This window comes from Micromonospora sp. NBC_01655 (assembly GCF_026339755.1).
Lineage (GTDB): Bacteria > Actinomycetota > Actinomycetes > Mycobacteriales > Micromonosporaceae > Micromonospora.
Genome location: NZ_JAPEQF010000001.1, coordinates 3,666,586 through 3,682,073, shown reverse-complemented (window position 1 = coordinate 3,682,073; position 15,488 = coordinate 3,666,586). Strand labels below are relative to the sequence as shown.

The window sequence follows — 15,488 nt, the reverse complement described above, 5'->3', positions numbered from 1 at the left end:
ACCGATGCGCACGGGCGACGGGCTGTTGCGGCGGGTGGTCCGCGACGCCGGGGGGTGGACGGCCGCGCTGGCCGCGGTCACGCTGACCGGAGCTGTCGCCGAACTGCTGCTGCCGGCGGTGCTCGGCCTCGCCGTCGACGCGGCGCTGACCGGCGGCACCCGGTGGTGGCCGGCCGCCGCCTGCGCCCTGGTCGTCGTCCTGGTCGCCACCGACACCCTCGGCGACCTGGCCAGCGGGTACGGCGCCGCCCGCGCCACCGCCCGGCTCCGGGAGCGCCTGCTGCGGCACCTGTTCGCCCTCGACGTGCGCGCCGCCCGCCGGCACCCGGTCGGGGACCTGGTCGGCCGGCTGGTCGGGCAGGCCGCCGACGCCGGTCAGGCCGGCACCGCCGTCGTGCTCGGCGCAATCGCGGTGCTGCCCCCGCTGGGCAGCGTCGTCGCGCTCACCCTGATCGAACCGGTGCTCGGAGTCACCCTGCTCGCCGGGCTCGTGCTGCTGGCCGGCCTGATGCGCGCGTTCGTCACCGACGCCTCGGCGGCCACCGCCGGCTACCAGCAGGCCCTGAACTCGATCGCCGGCCGGCTGCTGGAGTCCCTGAGCGGGGCCCGGACCATCGCCGCCGCCGCGACCCGCCGCCGGGAGGAGGAACGGATCCTCGGCGCGCTGCCGGAGCTTCGCGGGCACGGCCGGCGCGGCTGGGAGCTGCTGGCCCGGGCCAGCGCCCGCACCGCCGCCGTGGCGCCGTTGCTGCAACTGAGCGTGGTCGCCGTCGGCGGCTACGCGCTGGCCGCCGGCTGGCTCACCCCCGGCCAGCTCGTCTCGGCGGTGCGCTACGCGGCCACCGGCGCCGGGCTGGGGGCGGTGCTGGCCACCCTCAACCGCCTGGTGCGCAGCCGCTCCGGCGCCGCCCGGGTCGCCGAGCTGCTGGCGTACCCGACGCCGACCGACGGCGACCGGCCGCTGCCGCCGGGTCGCGGGGCGCTGCGGCTCAGTGCGGTGAGCGTGTACGCCGACGACGGCCGGCCCGTCCTCGACGGCGTCGACCTGAGCGTCCCGGCCGGGGCCACGGTGGCCGTGGTCGGGCCGTCCGGCGCCGGCAAGTCCACCCTCGCCGCCGTCGCCGGACGGCTGCACGACCCGGACGCCGGCGAGGTCCGCCTGGACGGGGTTCCGCTGCCCCGGCTGCGCCCGGACGCCCTGCGCCGGGCCGTCGGGTACGCCTTCGACCGGCCGGCGCTGGTCGGGTCGACCGTGCACGACGCGATCGGGCTGGCGCTGCCCCCGGGCGGGGCCGCGCCGCCGGCCGACGGCTCCCCGGCCACCCCCGCCGTACGCCGGGCCGCCGAGGCGGCGGCGGTCGCCGACGTCGTCGACCGGCTGCCGGCGGGCTTCCGCACCCCGCTGGCCGACACGCCGCTGTCCGGCGGCGAGGCCCAGCGGCTCGGGCTGGCCCGGGCCTTCGCCGCGGCCGACCGGCTGCTGATCCTCGACGACGCCACGTCCAGCCTGGACACCGTCACCGAGCACCGGATCGCCCGGGCGGTGGCGGGGCGGCCGGGCGAGCGGACCCGGCTGGTGGTCACCCACCGGGTCGCCACGGCGGCGGCGGCCGACCTGGTCGCCTGGCTCGACGGCGGCCGGCTGCGCGCCCTCGCCCCGCACCGGCGGTTGTGGGCGGACCCGGCCTACCGGGCGGTCTTCCGCACCGACGGGTCCGCCGGATGAGCCGCCACGGACCCGGGACCAGCCGCCGGGGCCGCGAGCACGACCGCCGGGGTGGCCCGGGCGCGGCCCGACCCGGGGTACGGCGGGCGACCTGGGCGGCGCTGCGGGCCCGGCGGCCGGCCGTGGCGCGGCTCGCCGGCTGGTCGGTCGTCGAGGCGCTGCCGGCGCTGCTCTCCGGCGCGCTGGTCGCGCGGGCGGTCGACGGGGGCTTCCTGGCCGGCCGCCCGGGCGTGGGGCTGGGCTGGCTGGGGTTGCTCGCCGGGGCGGTGCTCGTCGGCGCGCTGGCGACCGGCCGGACGTACCGCAGCCTCGGCGCGGTGGTCGAGCCGTTCCGGGACGACCTCGCCGCCCGGGTGGTCCGGGCGGCCCTGCGGGACGCCACCCGGGCCGGCGGACGCGCGGACAGCGCCGCGGCGGCCCGGCTGACCCACCAGGTGGAGCTGGTCCGGGACACCTTCGCCGGCCTGCTGATGGTGACCCGGGGCTTCCTGTTCGCCGCCGGGGCGGCCCTGCTGGGGCTGGTCGCCCTGGACCCGGTCGTGGCGGCGCTGGTGGCCGCGCCCCTGGTCGCCGGGCTGGCCGTGTTCCTCGGCGCGCTGCCGGCGATGGCCGGGCAGCAGCGCCGGTACGTCCGCGCCGGCGAGGAGCTGGGCCGGGCCGCCGCGTCCGCGCTGTCCGGGCACCGGGACGTGCGGGCGTGCGGGGCGGCCGGGCGGGTCGTCGCCGAGGTGGGCCTTCGGGTGGCGGACCAGGCCGCCGCCGAGCGGGTCCTGGCCCGGATGTCCGCCGTACGCAGCCTCAGCCTCGGGGTGGGCGGCTGGCTGCCGCTGGCGGTGCTGCTGCTGGCCGCGCCCCGGCTGGTGGACCGGGGCCTGACCGCCGGCGCGGTGCTCGGCGCGCTGATCTACGTCTCCACCGGCCTCCAGCCCGCCCTGCACGCCCTGGTGCAGGGCGTCGGCGGCGGCGGCCTGCGCTACGTGGTCACCCTGGACCGGATCCTGCGGACCTGCCCGGACCCCGCGGACGAGCCCGCCCCGCCGCCGGGGGCCGCGCCGGCCGGCCCCGCGGACGACCGCTCACCGGCCGGGCCGGACGACGACCCACCGGCCGGTCCGGGCACGGGCACCCTGGCCGGGCCGGGCACCTCCCCGGCCGGGCCGGGCGGCGCCGAGCCGGCCGTGCGGGTGCGTGGGCTGACCTTCCGCTACGGAGCGGCGGCCCGGCCGGTGCTGGCGGACGTCACCCTGACCCTGGCCGCCGGGGAACACCTCGCCGTGGTCGGGGCGAGCGGGGCGGGCAAGTCCACCCTGGCCGCGCTGCTGTCCGGGCTGCTCGCCCCGCAGGCCGGCACGGTGCTGCTGGGCGGGGTCCCGGTGGCCGGCGCCCCGCCGGCCGCGCTGGCCCGGCTGCGGGTGGTGGTACCGCAGGAGGCGTACGTGTTCACCGGCTCGCTCGCCGACAACCTGCGCTACCTGCGCCCGGAGGCCGACGACGGCACCGTGGCGTCCGCCGTCGACGACCTCGGGGCGGGTGCGCTGACCGCCCGGCTCGGCGGGCTGGGCGGGGCGGTGACGCCGGGCGCGCTCTCCGCGGGCGAGCGGCAACTCGTCGCCGCGGTGCGGGCGTACCTGTCCCCCGCCCCGCTGGTGATCCTCGACGAGGCGACCTGTCACCTGGACCCGGCGGCCGAGGCGACGGTGGAGAACGCGTTCGCCCGCCGGCCCGGCACCCTGGTGGTGATCGCCCACCGGATCAGCTCCGCCGTCCGGGCCCGCCGGGTGCTCGTGGTCGACGGCGAGCGGCCGGTGGCCGGCACGCACGAGGAGCTGCTGGCCCGGTCGGCGACCTACCGGGAACTCGTCGGGCACTGGGACGACCGGCCCACGCCGTCCCCGGCCCCGGCCCGGCGGGGCTGACCCGGCCGCCCCGCCGCCGCGTTCCCCCGGCGGCTCGCTGGGACGTTCCCGCGTCAGATCCAGCCGGAATCGCGGGCCACCCGGACCGCCTCGACCCGGGTCCGGGCCCCGGTCTTGCGGGCGATCCGCCCGAGGTGGTTGCGGACGGTCCCCTGCGAGAGCCGCAACGACCCGGCCACCTCGGCGACCGGAGCGCCGGCGGCGGTCAGCCGCAGCACCTCGGTCTCCCGCTCGGTCAGCGGGCTGTCGGCGGCGATCGCCGCCAGCACCAGCTCGGCGTCCACCACCGACTCGCGCCGGGCGAGCCGCCGGATCCCGTCGACCACCCGGTGCGGGGCCACGTCGCTGGCCAGGATGCCGACCGTGCGGCCCGGGGAGAACACGCTGTACAGGCCCCGGGCGCGGCGGGGATCGGCGAGCACCAGCAGGGGGCACCGCTGCGCCGCCGCGCCGTCGGCGATCAGGTCGAAGTCCACCACCGCGACGTCCGGCCGGCCGGCGCGGACCGCCTGACCGACCGCGTCGCCGCGGCCCACCTCCGCCACCACGTGGATGTCCCGCTCGGCGGCGAGGACGAGCGACAACGCGCCCCGGACCAGGGCACCGTCCAGGGCGAGCAGGGTACGGATCACGACGGACCTCTCCCGAGCATCTCCATTGATCACAGACAGTCAACATTCAAACACGTAACCGACAGGTCCGCTCGGTGAGCGGGCGGGCCCGGGCACGCGCCGTGCCGGGGCCCGCCCGCGGCGGCTACAGCCAGCCGTCCCGCTGGGCCAGCCGGACCGCCTCCATCCGGTTGCGGGCGCCGGTCTTGTGCAGGATGGCCGACAGGTGGTTGCGCACCGTCCCGTGGGCCAGGAAGAGCCGACGGGCGATCTCCTTCAGCGGTAGGCCCTCGGCCGCCACCCGCAGCACCTCCAGCTCCCGGCGGGTCAGCGGGTTGGTCGGCGGGCTCAGCACGGCCACCGCGGCGGCGGGGTCGATGACCCGCTCACCGGCGGCGGCCGTCCGGACCGCGCGCACCAGCTCCGACAGGCCGGTGTCCTTGCTGACCAGGCCACGCGCGCCGGCCGCCAGGGCCGCCTCGACCAGCGGCGGGCTCCAGCGGTGGCTCATCGCCAGCACGGCCGTCCCCGGGGCCTCGGCGACCACCTTCGCCACCAGCCACGCCGACTCGGGCACGTCCGACCTCAGCTCCAGCACCAGCACCTCGGGCTGCTCCCGGCGCAGCACCTCCCACAGCTCGCCGATGCCGGCGGCATCGGCGAGCACCTCGATGTCCTCCTCGTTCGACAGCGCGGCGCACAGCGCGCTGCGCAGCAGTCCCATGTCCTCGGCCACGACGACGTGGATCACCACGTATCTCCGATCTCGGGTACGCGTCGCGCCGCCCCGAGCACCCGGCTCGACGCCGGGGACGGGTACGGGGCGCGCGGGAACGGACAGCGTCGGCCCGGAGCGGCGTCACGACGGCGGCTCCCGGGCCACGGCGGGGCACGTCGGGCGGTCGGCACGGCACGGGCCGGCGACCGCGGGACGGGCCGGGCCGGGGGCTCAGCCGGGGCGGGTGGTCACCGCCGGGGCGCGGCCGTGGACCGGAACCGACGAGAGTGTGGTGCGTTCCCGGCCACCGGCGTACGCCGGCCCGCGGGTGTCGTCGGCCGAGGTGGGCGCGGGCCCGGAGCCGGCACGGACGTCGTCGACGCGGTCGGCCGGCGGCGCCGACCGGCCGGGCCCGGCCGGCGGTTGCGCCTCGGCCGCCGTCCCGACCGGCCCGGAGGCCCGGGACCCGCCGGGGACGGCGGAGGCAGCCGTCCACCCGGGTGAGAACGCCACGGCCGGCCCGGAGGTCCTGCCGCCGACCGGGCCGGGCGACGGCGGGGCCGGCGCGGCGGGGACGGCGGGGGGCGGCGCCCCGGGCTCGACCGGGGCGCCGGGGGCCGGCGCGGGACCGGCCGGGGGGGTCGCGGGCCAGGATGGGCCCGCCGGGTCGGTCGGCGGGGCCGGCAGGCCCGGCAGCAGCGGGGTGAGCAGCTGACCGAGCAGCCCCAGGACCGGAAGCAGCACCTGCTGCGCCGCCCCGGAAACCGGGCCGGCTGCCAGCCCGGCCAGGGCGGCCGTGAGGCTACCGACGAGCCCCGGCAGGCGGGCCGCCCCGCCGCCGGCCGGGCCGGGGGCCGACGAGGCGTCGGGGACAGCGGGCCGCCCGGCCGGACGGGGGCCTGGGCGGGCCACTGCGGAGCCGGCCGGCGACAGCGCGCTGGCCCCCGCAGGACGGGCGGCGGGCGGAGCGGGCCGGGCCGGGCCGGAGGCGTCGGGCTCCGCCGGGCGGGGGGCCGCCGGCGGGCGCACCGGCGACACCGGCGACGGCCGGGCGGGCCGGTCGACGAGGCCCGGACGGGAGGCGCCGGGCCGACCATCGTCGGGGTCGCCCCGGCCGGTCCCGCCACCCTGGGGACCGGCGGGCCGGGCATGGTCGGCACGGGCGGGCAGGACGCCGTCGAGGACACGGGCCAGCGGACCGGCCGGGCGGGACGCCCCGCCGGGGCCCACCACGGCCGCGGGCCGGCCGCCGTCGTGCGCGGCGGCGGGGCCGGCGAGCAGCACGGCAGCGACGATCCCGGCGCCCGTCGCGACCAGCAGCAGCGCGATCCGCCGTACGAGCCGGGCCGTCCCCGCGACCGGGGAGGCGGTGCGGCGCGCCGACGCGGTCACCGCGGCCGGCGCGGCGCGGACAGCGGGACAGCGCACGCCGACCCTCCCCTCGAAGATGTCGACACATCGTAACGACGCCGTCACGCTCACGCGACCCCTCGCCGGTCCGCTCCTGCCGGGGCGGGCGGGAGGCCCACCCGGCCGGCTGCGGGGCGCGGTCAGCGCCCGCCGGTCGCCGGGGTGGCCAGCCGGGCGCTGACCCGGACGGTCGTGCCCTGGCCGTCGGCGCGGATCTCCAGCCCGTCGGTGAGCTGCTGGGCGAGCCACAGGCCGCGCTGGCCGACCTGGTTCGGCGCGGGGAGCGCGACCCGCACGTCGACGAGGCCGGGGCCGCCGTCGGTGATCTCACACGTCAACAGGTCGCCGCGCCGACGCAGCCGCAGTTCGCCGCTGCCCCCGCCGTGCCGGACGACGTTGGTGACCAGCTCGTGCACCGCCAGCACGAAGTCCTCCAAGGCCATGTCGGCCAGTCCGGCCGCGCCGGCCGCGGCGGCGACGGTGTGCCGCAGCGCCGTCACCTGCCCGCCGGCGATCGTCTCCACCAACAGCGTCACCCCGGTACCCGCACGGGACGCGCCGGTTGCCGAGCCGCCGCCGTCCCCCCCACCGCTGCTCATGGCCGGACCGTACACGGCCCGCGCCCGCCTGGTACGCGCCCCGGGTGGATCTTCCGGCCGGTGGCCCCACACTCAGTCGGACCGGGCCGCGGGCAGCCGGGACATCAACTGGATCTGGGCGGTGCGGGACCGTTCGATGCGGTCGGCGAGGTCGCGCACCTCGGCGCCGACCGCCGCCGGCCGGTGCGCGCGGGCCAGCGCGGCGGCTCGGCGCTGGTGGGCGGTGAGCACGGCGACGAGCACGGCGTCGAACCGGTCGGCGGGCGCGGAGCGCAGTCGGTCGAGGTCCGGGTCTGCGGTCGGCGACCCGCCGGGGTGCGCATGGTGGCTGGCATGCCCGTCGGCGTCGCCGGACGGGGTCGCGGCGGCCAGCCAACGCCGCATGGTGGCCAGTTCGTCGGCCTCGGTGGCGTCGACGGCGGCGACCAGGGTGCGCAGTTCGGCGTCGGTCACCCGGCCCGCCGCCGCGGCGGCGATCACCCGGGTCCGGTCGTGGTGGGCCACCATCGCCGTCAGGAACGGCACGTCCGCCGGGTCGGGCCGGACCGACGCGGCGGGCGGCGCGCCGGTCCCGCCGGAGGACGAGGCGGGGGCGGCGGCGGGCGCCGCGCAGCCGGCGACCGCGAGGAGCGCGGCGAGCGGGAGTGCCACGACGCGGCGGCGGGCGCCGTGGGCTGCGGTGGGTCTCATGGTGCCGTGGCCTTCCGGGCTGGGCGGGTGTGGCCCGGGACCGGGCCACACCCGGGGCGGGTCAGAGCCGGGTCCAGAGCGCCGGCACGTTCGGCGGCTCCCAGCCGGGCAGGGCGGTGTGCGGCTGGGCGCACCGGTACGTCGCGCCGCCGTAGGTGACCTGGTCACCCACCTGGTACGCCTGGCCGGCGGTCCAGGTGCCGGACGGGGCCGGGGTGGTCGGCGCGGGCGTGGTCGGGGCCGGCGTGGGGGTGCGCGTCGGCGACGGGGAGGTGGTGGGGGTGGGCGTCGGGTTGCCGCCGCCCCCGCCGATCTGGAGGTCGACGCAGGAGTAGAAGGCGTTGGCGGTGTCGGCGATGTTCCAGATGGCGAGCAGCTTCTGCCGACCCGAGAACCCGCCCAGGTTGACGCTGTGCGAGACGGTGGCGGCCGGCTGCTGCCCGTTCCCGTTGACCACGGCGACCCGGGTACCACCGATCCAGTACTCCCAGTTGCTGGTGGCGTGCCGGGCGGTGTTGGTCCAGGTGAAGGTCACCGTGCTGCCGACCGAGGTGGCCGGCCAGCCCCGGGCGTCGTCGTTGAGGACGGCGAACTGGCTGATCCCAGCGTGGCAACTGCGCAGCCCCTTCGGGCCCTCGACGCTCTGCGGCTCGTACTTGATCTGGCCGCAGTCGGGCACCCGGTTCTGGGCGCAGAGCGCCTGCCGGCTCGGCGGGCCGGAGACGTACCCGTGTGCCTGGGCGGGCACCGCGACGGCCAGCGAGGCGACGACGGCACCCGCCGACGCGAGCGGGAGGACGACTGTTCGACGCATGTGGATGCTCCTTCGGATCGAGGCGGGCGCCGGCACACCGCCGAGCTGGGGGAACGCGCCCACCGTGGGGGATGCGATGAACATAAAGTAAACATTCTTAACAGTAAATACCCCAGCCGGAAAACATCCCCGCCAGCCCCGGCGCCGACCACCTCGCCGCCACCCACGCGACGGCGCCGGCCGCGCCGGGCAGGACCCCGTCGCCCCAGGCCGCCCGGGCCGCACCGGCGCGGGCCACGTCCGACCAGGCCGCCGCAATCCATTCCGCAGCGGCAGCACATATCTCCGGTTCCGCTCCGACAAAATGTCATTGACGGCTGTTGACCGATTTGGGCGCGCCCAGCAAGTCGACAGGGGGCCAAGAAGGCTGCTTTTCCGATAGGGAAATCGTAGATATCGGGGGCGGGGGGAATCGGCAATCCGACCGCACCGGGAGAGGCACACGGAGGGTGACAACGGGTACCGCGCCCGCGGACCGCCGGCCGGGCATAGATCCAGCCCAGGAGGCTGTCCAGGCCAGGCGACCCGACAGGACGACAACCGGCGGTCACGACGGGGCGCCAACCGCAACGCCGGGCAAGCAGATTGCGAAATGCACGGGTTGACGCGCCGCACCCCCGCGACAATCATTGCTGTCACTGGACGGCGATTATCGCGATTCCGGATAGGCGACGTTTTCCCATGTCAGCGGGTTTATTCGCGACCTCCGTCGAACGCGTCGGTCGCCGTTGGTGTCCAGCCAGGAAATGCATCATCGGAACACCTGCCAGCAACGAGCGAGGAGCCCGCCGGTGAAGGGGAACGACGAAGCACCCGCGCCGCCCCGGCCACTGCCGGCGGCGCGCCACGACCGACCGACGGACCGTCTCGCCCTGCACGGGGGCGCGCCGGTCCGTGGCACTCCCTGGCCCACGTACGACAAGGGCGCCGTCTTCGTCCATCCCGAGGACGAGGAGGCGGCCTGCCGGGCCGTGCGCAGCCACCTCTACTTCCGCTACGACCACCGGCCGCAGCACGAGACGGAGTGCGGCCGGTTCGAGGACGAGCTGTGCCGCTTCTTCGGCACCCGGCACGCCCTCGCGGTGTCCAGCGGCACCGCCGCCCTCGCCCTGGCCATCATGGCCGCCCGGGTGGCCCCGGGCTCGCTGGTCGCCTGCCCCGGGTTCACCTTCGTCGCCACGCCGAGCGCCATCGTCATGGCCGGGTGCCGGCCGTTCCTGGTCGAGGTGGACCAGGATCTGCGGATGGACATCGACGACCTGCGGCGCCGCTGGGATCCCCGGATCGGCGCGATCCTCGTGGTGCACATGCGCGGTTTCGCCGCCGACGCCGAGGCGCTGGCCCGGTTCGCCGCCGAGATGGGGGTGCCGCTGATCGAGGACGCGGTGCCCGCGCTGGGCGCCGAGCTCAACGGCCGCAAGCTCGGCACGTTCGGGGCCGCCGGGGCGTTCAGCACCCAGTCCGACAAGGCGCTCAACTGCGGCGAGGGCGGCTTCCTGGTCACCGACGACCGGGAGCTGTTCGCCCGGGCGGTGGCGCTGTCCGGGGCGTACGAGGGGCGGTTGCGGCGGCACTTCCCCGACGGCGAGCCGCCCCTGACCGGCCTCGACCTGCCCCTGCTGAGCCTGCGGATGGACGAGATCCGGGCCGCGCTGCTACGCGCCGAGATGGCCCGGCTGCCGGAGCGGCTGCGGCTGTTCCACCGCAACTACGGGTACGTCGCCGACGCGCTGGCCGACCTGCCGGGCATCGCGATCCGCCGGCCGGTCGCCCCCGGGGCGTACCTCGGTGAGGCGTTCGTGTTCCGGGTGCCCGGCGGCGACGCCGGCTGGTTCGCCCGCGCGCTGTGCCGGGAGGGCGTCGACGCGCGCAACATCGGCGCCGACGACGACCTCAACGTCCGCGCGTTCTGGAACTGGCGGTTCGTGTACGACACCGACGACGTCGACGAGATCCGGGCGATGCTGCCGCGCACCGCCGGGTACCTGCGCGAGGCGGTGGACGTGCCGCTGTCGTCCAACCTGACCCTCGACGACTGCGACGACCTGGTGCGGGCGGTCCGCAAGGTGGCCGCCGCCGCGCCCGGGCCCACCGAGCCCGTCCCGGCCGCGCCCGTCCCGGCCGGGCCCGCGTCGGCCGGGACGGCGGAGCCGGTGCGCCGATGACGGCCGCAACCACCCGCACCGTGCCGCGACTGGCCCTGGTGGGTATCTTCGGCGGGCTCTTCGCCGGGTACCTCGGCCTCACCGCCGTGCTCCCGGTGCTGCCCGGCTTCCTGCGCGACCGGCACCACGCCGGGGACCTCGTGGTCGGGCTGGTCGTCACGGTGACCGCGGTGACCGCGCTGCTGGTCCGGCCGGTCGCCGGGGCGCTGGCCGACCGGTACGGCCACCGCGCCGTGATGCTCACCGGCGCCCTCGTGGTGGCCGGCGGCGGGCTGCTCTACTTCCTGCCGCTCGCGGTGCCGGTGCTGGTGGCGGTACGGCTGCTGCTCGGCGCCGGTGAGGCGGCCCTGTTCACCGCCGGGGCGGTGTGGGTGGTGGCGCTGGCCCCGCATGAGCGCCGCGGCCAGCTCATCGGCCTGTACGGGATGAGCATGTGGGGCGGCATCTCCGCCGGCACCTTCCTCGGCGCCACCCTGCAACAGGTCTCCTTCGCGGCGGTCTGGGCGCTCGCCGCCGCCGCTCCCCTGCTGGCCGCCGCCTTGGTGGCCATCGTCCCGGTCCCGCCCCGGGACCCTGCCGCCGCACCGGCGAAGGGTGGCGGCGGGCTGCTGCTGCGCCCGGCGCTGCTGCCCGGCACCGCGCTCGCCCTCGGCGCCGCCGGGTACGCCGGCCTGGCCGCGTTCGTCGTGCTGCACCTGGACGCGCGCGGGATCGGCTCCGGCGTGGTGGTGCTGAGCTGCTTCAGCGCCGTGTACGCGCTCACCCGCCTGGTCATCGGCCACCTGCCGGACAAGCTCGGCCCGCGTCGGGTGGCGGCCTGGTCGGCGGCCGGCGAGGCGGTCGGCCTGGTGATCATCGCGGTGGCCCCGAACCTGCCCGTCGCCGTGGCCGGCGGCGTGGTGACCGGCGTCGGGTTCTCCCTGCTGCACCCGTCGCTGGCGCTGATGGTGATGAACCGGGCCGAGCCGACCCGGCAGGGGGCGGCGATCGGGGCGTACACCTCGTTCTGGGACCTGGGGCTGGCGGTGTGGGGGCCGGTGACCGGCCTGGTCGCGGCGAGCCTCGACTATCCAGCGGTGTTCGGCGTCGGCGCGGCCTGCGCCGTCGCGGCGGCGGTGCTGGCGGCGTGGATCGGCCGGCCGGCGACCGGTCCCGGCACCGCCCGGCCCGCAGGACGAGAGACGGAGGCCCGGGCGGCATGAGCGACCTGACCGTGCTGTGCGTCACCGGCTGGTGCCGCAACGGCAGCACCATCATCGGCAACGTGCTCAACGAGGTGCCCGGCTTCTTCCACGTCGGCGAGCTGCACTTCCTGTGGAAGAACTCCACCGGCCGGGGCGTCAACGACCTGTGCGGCTGCGGCGCCCCGCTGACCGGCTGCGACATCTGGTCGCGGGTGCTGCCGGTCGGCCGCCCGGCGGGAACGTCGCCGGACGCGCACGCCGCGACGGTGATCGGCCGCCAGCGGTCCCGGGTGCGGACCCGGCACACCTGGCGGGTGCTGCGCCGGGGCCTGTACGACGACGAGATCCGCGCGCACGCCGACCTGATGGGCCGGGTCTACCGGGCCGCCGCCGAGCGCGCCGGGGCGCACACCATCGTGGACACCACGAAGATCCCCGGCGAGGCCGCGCTGCTGCCGTACGTCTCGGGGATCACCCCGTACTACGTGCACCTGGTCCGCGACCCGCGCGCGGTGGCGCACTCCTGGCGGGAGCCGAAGCAGTACGTCTACGCGATGTCGGCGGCGCGCAGCACCGCGTACTGGCACGGGTTCAACCTGGCCTCGGCGGCGATCACCCGGCGGTTCCCCGAGCGGTCGACGCTGCTGCGCTACGAGTCGTTCACCGCCGACCCGGCCGGCACCGTCGACGCGCTGCTGCGGCTCTGCGGGGCCGACCCGGCCGGCAACCCGGTGCGCGGGCGGACCGTCGAGCTGCGCACCAACCACACGGTGACCGGCAACCCGGACCGGTTCCGCACCGGGGTCACCGTCATCCGGGACCGCGACGACTCCTGGCGGCGCACCCTGTCCCGGGCCGACCGGCTGGCCGCGACGGCCCTGGCCCAGCCGCTGTTCGCCCGCTACGGCTACCGGTCGGCCCCGCGCGGGGCGGACCGGGTATCACCGACCAGCGGATCAGGGAGGTAACGAGCGTGGATCTCGGGCTCAGGGGACGGGTGGTCCTCGTCGCGGGCGGGTCCAGCGGGATCGGGCTGGCCTGCGCGAAGGAGTTCGCCGCCGAGGGCGCGCACGTGGCGATCTGTGGCCGCGACCCGGACCGGCTCGCCGCCGCCGAGCGGGAGCTGGCCGGGGTGGGCACCGGCCGGGTCAGCGCCACCAGCGTGGACGTCACCGACACCGACGCGGCCCGCCGCTGGGTGGACGGGGTGGCCGCCGACCTCGGCGGGGCGCACGTCCTGCTGGTCAGCGGCGGCAGCCCACCGGTCGGCACGACCGCGCTGTTCGAGGTCGCCGACTACCGGGCCGCCGTCGACCGGGTGCTGCTGCCGGCCGTCGGGCTGGCCATGGCGGCGCTGCCGCACCTGCGCGCCGCCGGATGGGGACGGCTGATCTTCGTCGCCTCCGAGACCGCGAGCGTGCCGATCGGCCCGCTGGTGCTCTCCGGGGTGACCCGGGCCGCGCTGGTCCGCTTCGCCCAGGGCCTCGCCGTCGACGTGGCCGGCGACGGGATCACCGTCAACGTGCTCGCCCCCGGCGGGGTGCGCACCCCGCCGATGGAACGGGCCGCCGCCCGGCTGGCCGGCGACGGCGACGTCGAGGAGCGGCTCGCCGCCATGGGGCACCACAACGCGCTGGGCCGGCTGGCCGACCCGGGGGAGGTCGCCGCCGTGGCCGCGTTCCTGGCCGGCGAGCGGGCCTCGTTCGTCACCGCGGGCGTGCACCTGATCGACGGCGGCGCCAGCGTCACCGGCCCGGAGCTGCCGCACCTGACCGGCGTCCGCAAGGACACCTACGCCTGACCCCTCCCCGACCCCGGCGGCGGCGACGCCGGCCGGCGGCACAGCACGAAGGAGTACGCGATGTCCACGACCAGCTCCACCTTCACCGAGCGGGACGTCTCCGAGTTCTTCGACGAGACCACCCAGACCTACCTCAGCTTCTGGGACAGCGAGGGCGTGCTGCACACCGGCTACTTCGCCGACGACGCCGACGCCGACTACCACGCCGCCGCCGACCGGACCTCCGACCTGCTCGCCACCGAGGCGGGCATCGACGCCGGCTCGACCGTGCTGGACGTGGGCTGCGGCTGCGGCAACTTCCTGCTCCGGCTCGCCGGGCAGACCGGCTGCCGGGGCGAGGGGCTGGACCTGAGCATCGAGCGGATCCGGTTCGCCCAGGCCAAGCTCGCCGAGCGCGGGACGCCGGGGATCGCCTTCCGGCACGGGTCGGCCACCGCCCTGCCGTACGAGCCGGGCAGCTTCAGCCACGTGGTCAGCCAGGACGCCCTGTTCCTGGTGCCGGACAAGCCGCGCAGCCACGCCGAGATGCACCGGGTGCTCGCCCCCGGCGGGATCCTGGCGATCACCGACTTCCTCCAGCCGACCACCGAGATCGGCGAGGCCGCCCGCCGGCACGTCTACGACCGGGTGCGCTGGAGCAGCGGCTACTCCCTCGACGGGTACGCCGGGGCGCTCACCGAGGCCGGGTTCGAGGTGCTGGCCGCCCGCAGCCTCGACGAGCACATCCGGCAGACGTACCGGGTGCTCGGCGAGACCGCCCGGCAGCGGGCGGCGTCCACCGACGACCCGGCCGCCCGGGAGTGGATCCTCGGCTTCGCCGCCTCCTGCGCGGAGATCCAGGCCGCGATCGACCGGGGCGAGTTCGGCTGGGGCATGTTCGTCGCCCGCAAGCCCGCCGCACAGTGACCGGCGCCGAGCAGCTCCCCCGTCGAGCAGTGACCGTCCGACCCGACCCCGAGGTGTGAGCCCATGCAACGAACCGACGTCATCAAGCGCACGATCGCCGAGGTCGTCGAGGACCGCAAGAAGCAGCTCTCGCCGGGGCAGGTCTTCGTCGACACCTTCGCCGCGCAGGGCTTCGACACCCGCGTCGAGTACGACGTCACCATCACCGACTCGCTGACCAGCTCCCGGCGCAAGCCGCGCTACCCGTCACGGAACGTGCTGAAGGTGGTGGACCTGTCCCGGGACCCGCAGGAGTTCTACTGGCACGAGAGCCCGGCCCGCCCGGACGACCCGACGGTCGACGGCGCCGACCTGCGCCGGGAGGCGGCCAACCACTTCCACCGCTCCCCCATCCCGCCGCTGTTCACCACGAAGGCGTGGGTGCAGGTCCCGGACGGGCTGTGGGACGACCCGACGAGCTTCGCGGAGTTCATCAACTACCGACTCGTCGTGCGGCTGGCCACCGCCGAGAACGTCACCATCCTGCGCGGCGAGGGCGGGCTGCTCACCATGCCGGACATCGCCCGGCTCACCGACCCGGGCCCGTTCGGCTCCACCATCCTGTCCGCCTGCAACGAGGTCGAGCAGAACGGCAGCACCGCCGATGGGCTGATCATCAACCCGGCGGACTACTACCGGCTGCTCGGCTCCGGCACGCTGATGCGCGACGTCGAGGACAACGGCGTGTTCATCGTCCGGACCCGGCTGGTCGACCCGGGCACCGCGATCGTCGGCGACTTCGGCCACGGCGCGCTGCTGTTCGACGCCGGCCGCTCGATGATCGGTTTCGCCGAGCCGCCGCCCGGTACGTTCGCCGAGCCCGGCCTGGCGCTGACCGCCGAGATCTACGAGCGGGTGGTGCTCAACCTGCCCACCTGCTTCTTCGTCGTGAGCGTGTAGGGCGCGGGC

General features: G+C 77.0%; 14 protein-coding genes. 8 read left to right on the top strand and 6 right to left on the bottom strand.

The window, feature by feature from the left end; translation table 11 throughout:
• Nucleotides 1-4 precede the first annotated feature (4 nt).
• A complete protein-coding gene (locus OOK41_RS16995; protein ID WP_266265906.1) occupies nucleotides 5-1,726 on the top strand; it encodes an ABC transporter ATP-binding protein in 1,722 nt (573 codons plus the stop codon).
• Nucleotides 1,723-3,642 (top strand): ATP-binding cassette domain-containing protein, encoded by a 1,920-nt coding sequence (locus OOK41_RS16990; protein WP_266265905.1) that lies wholly within the window; start codon nucleotides 1,723-1,725, stop codon nucleotides 3,640-3,642. Before OOK41_RS16995 ends, OOK41_RS16990 begins: the two co-directional genes overlap by 4 nt.
• 53 nt (nucleotides 3,643-3,695) lie before the next feature.
• On the opposite strand, the gene OOK41_RS16985 is transcribed toward OOK41_RS16990, so the two are convergent.
• From OOK41_RS16985 to OOK41_RS16960, 6 genes are all read right to left on the bottom strand, one after another.
• Nucleotides 3,696-4,274 (bottom strand): response regulator transcription factor, encoded by a 579-nt coding sequence (locus OOK41_RS16985; protein WP_266265904.1) that lies wholly within the window; start codon nucleotides 4,272-4,274, stop codon nucleotides 3,696-3,698.
• 124 nt (nucleotides 4,275-4,398) lie between these two features.
• Nucleotides 4,399-5,004: a response regulator transcription factor gene (locus tag OOK41_RS16980; RefSeq protein WP_266265903.1), complete on the bottom strand. Its 606-nt coding sequence runs from the start codon at nucleotides 5,002-5,004 to the stop codon at nucleotides 4,399-4,401.
• A gap of 198 nt (nucleotides 5,005-5,202) precedes the next feature.
• Complete coding sequence (locus OOK41_RS16975) at nucleotides 5,203-6,399, bottom strand: hypothetical protein (protein WP_266265902.1); 1,197 nt, start codon at nucleotides 6,397-6,399, stop codon at nucleotides 5,203-5,205.
• 122 nt (nucleotides 6,400-6,521) lie between these two features.
• Nucleotides 6,522-6,980, bottom strand: coding sequence for an ATP-binding protein (locus OOK41_RS16970; RefSeq protein WP_117669287.1), 459 nt, complete (start codon nucleotides 6,978-6,980; stop codon nucleotides 6,522-6,524).
• 72 nt (nucleotides 6,981-7,052) lie between these two features.
• Nucleotides 7,053-7,670, bottom strand: a complete 618-nt coding sequence (locus tag OOK41_RS16965) for a DUF305 domain-containing protein (RefSeq protein ID WP_266265901.1) — start codon at nucleotides 7,668-7,670, stop codon at nucleotides 7,053-7,055.
• Between the two features lie 61 nt (nucleotides 7,671-7,731).
• Entirely contained in the window at nucleotides 7,732-8,484 is a 753-nt protein-coding gene (locus tag OOK41_RS16960) for a lytic polysaccharide monooxygenase (RefSeq protein ID WP_117669289.1), read from the bottom strand.
• 791 nt (nucleotides 8,485-9,275) lie between these two features.
• Between OOK41_RS16960 and OOK41_RS16955 the strand changes: the two genes are divergently transcribed.
• The 6 genes from OOK41_RS16955 (at nucleotide 9,276) to OOK41_RS16930 (ending at nucleotide 15,479) form a co-directional block, all read left to right on the top strand.
• A complete protein-coding gene (locus OOK41_RS16955) occupies nucleotides 9,276-10,649 on the top strand; it encodes a DegT/DnrJ/EryC1/StrS aminotransferase family protein (RefSeq protein ID WP_266265900.1) in 1,374 nt (457 codons plus the stop codon).
• On the top strand, nucleotides 10,646-11,851 hold the full coding sequence (locus OOK41_RS16950; protein WP_266265899.1) for an MFS transporter: 1,206 nt from the start codon (nucleotides 10,646-10,648) through the stop codon (nucleotides 11,849-11,851). Before OOK41_RS16955 ends, OOK41_RS16950 begins: the two co-directional genes overlap by 4 nt.
• The gene (locus OOK41_RS16945) at nucleotides 11,848-12,801 is read left to right on the top strand and encodes a sulfotransferase (protein WP_266265898.1); all 954 of its coding nucleotides are present in this window, start codon (nucleotides 11,848-11,850) and stop codon (nucleotides 12,799-12,801) included. Before OOK41_RS16950 ends, OOK41_RS16945 begins: the two co-directional genes overlap by 4 nt.
• 5 nt (nucleotides 12,802-12,806) lie before the next feature.
• The gene (locus tag OOK41_RS16940; protein ID WP_266265897.1) at nucleotides 12,807-13,634 is read left to right on the top strand and encodes an SDR family NAD(P)-dependent oxidoreductase; all 828 of its coding nucleotides are present in this window, start codon (nucleotides 12,807-12,809) and stop codon (nucleotides 13,632-13,634) included.
• Between the two features lie 60 nt (nucleotides 13,635-13,694).
• Nucleotides 13,695-14,540, top strand: coding sequence for a class I SAM-dependent methyltransferase (locus OOK41_RS16935; RefSeq protein WP_266265896.1), 846 nt, complete (start codon nucleotides 13,695-13,697; stop codon nucleotides 14,538-14,540).
• 63 nt (nucleotides 14,541-14,603) lie between these two features.
• A complete protein-coding gene (locus OOK41_RS16930) occupies nucleotides 14,604-15,479 on the top strand; it encodes a family 3 encapsulin nanocompartment shell protein (RefSeq protein ID WP_266265895.1) in 876 nt (291 codons plus the stop codon).
• The last annotated feature ends 9 nt before the right edge of the window (nucleotides 15,480-15,488 follow it).

What these genes read in the sequence shown, in the direction of transcription:
- OOK41_RS16995 (WP_266265906.1), top strand. Translation starts at nt 5, where the DNA reads ATGCGCACGGGCGACGGGCTGTTGCGGCGGGTGGTCCGCGACGCCGGG.
- OOK41_RS16990 (WP_266265905.1), top strand. Translation starts at nt 1,723, where the DNA reads ATGAGCCGCCACGGACCCGGGACCAGCCGCCGGGGCCGCGAGCACGAC.
- OOK41_RS16970 (WP_117669287.1), bottom strand. Translation starts at nt 6,980, where the DNA reads ATGAGCAGCGGTGGGGGGGACGGCGGCGGCTCGGCAACCGGCGCGTCC.
- OOK41_RS16965 (WP_266265901.1), bottom strand. Translation starts at nt 7,670, where the DNA reads ATGAGACCCACCGCAGCCCACGGCGCCCGCCGCCGCGTCGTGGCACTC.
- OOK41_RS16960 (WP_117669289.1), bottom strand. Translation starts at nt 8,484, where the DNA reads ATGCGTCGAACAGTCGTCCTCCCGCTCGCGTCGGCGGGTGCCGTCGTC.
- OOK41_RS16950 (WP_266265899.1), top strand. Translation starts at nt 10,646, where the DNA reads ATGACGGCCGCAACCACCCGCACCGTGCCGCGACTGGCCCTGGTGGGT.
- OOK41_RS16945 (WP_266265898.1), top strand. Translation starts at nt 11,848, where the DNA reads ATGAGCGACCTGACCGTGCTGTGCGTCACCGGCTGGTGCCGCAACGGC.
- OOK41_RS16935 (WP_266265896.1), top strand. Translation starts at nt 13,695, where the DNA reads ATGTCCACGACCAGCTCCACCTTCACCGAGCGGGACGTCTCCGAGTTC.
- OOK41_RS16930 (WP_266265895.1), top strand. Translation starts at nt 14,604, where the DNA reads ATGCAACGAACCGACGTCATCAAGCGCACGATCGCCGAGGTCGTCGAG.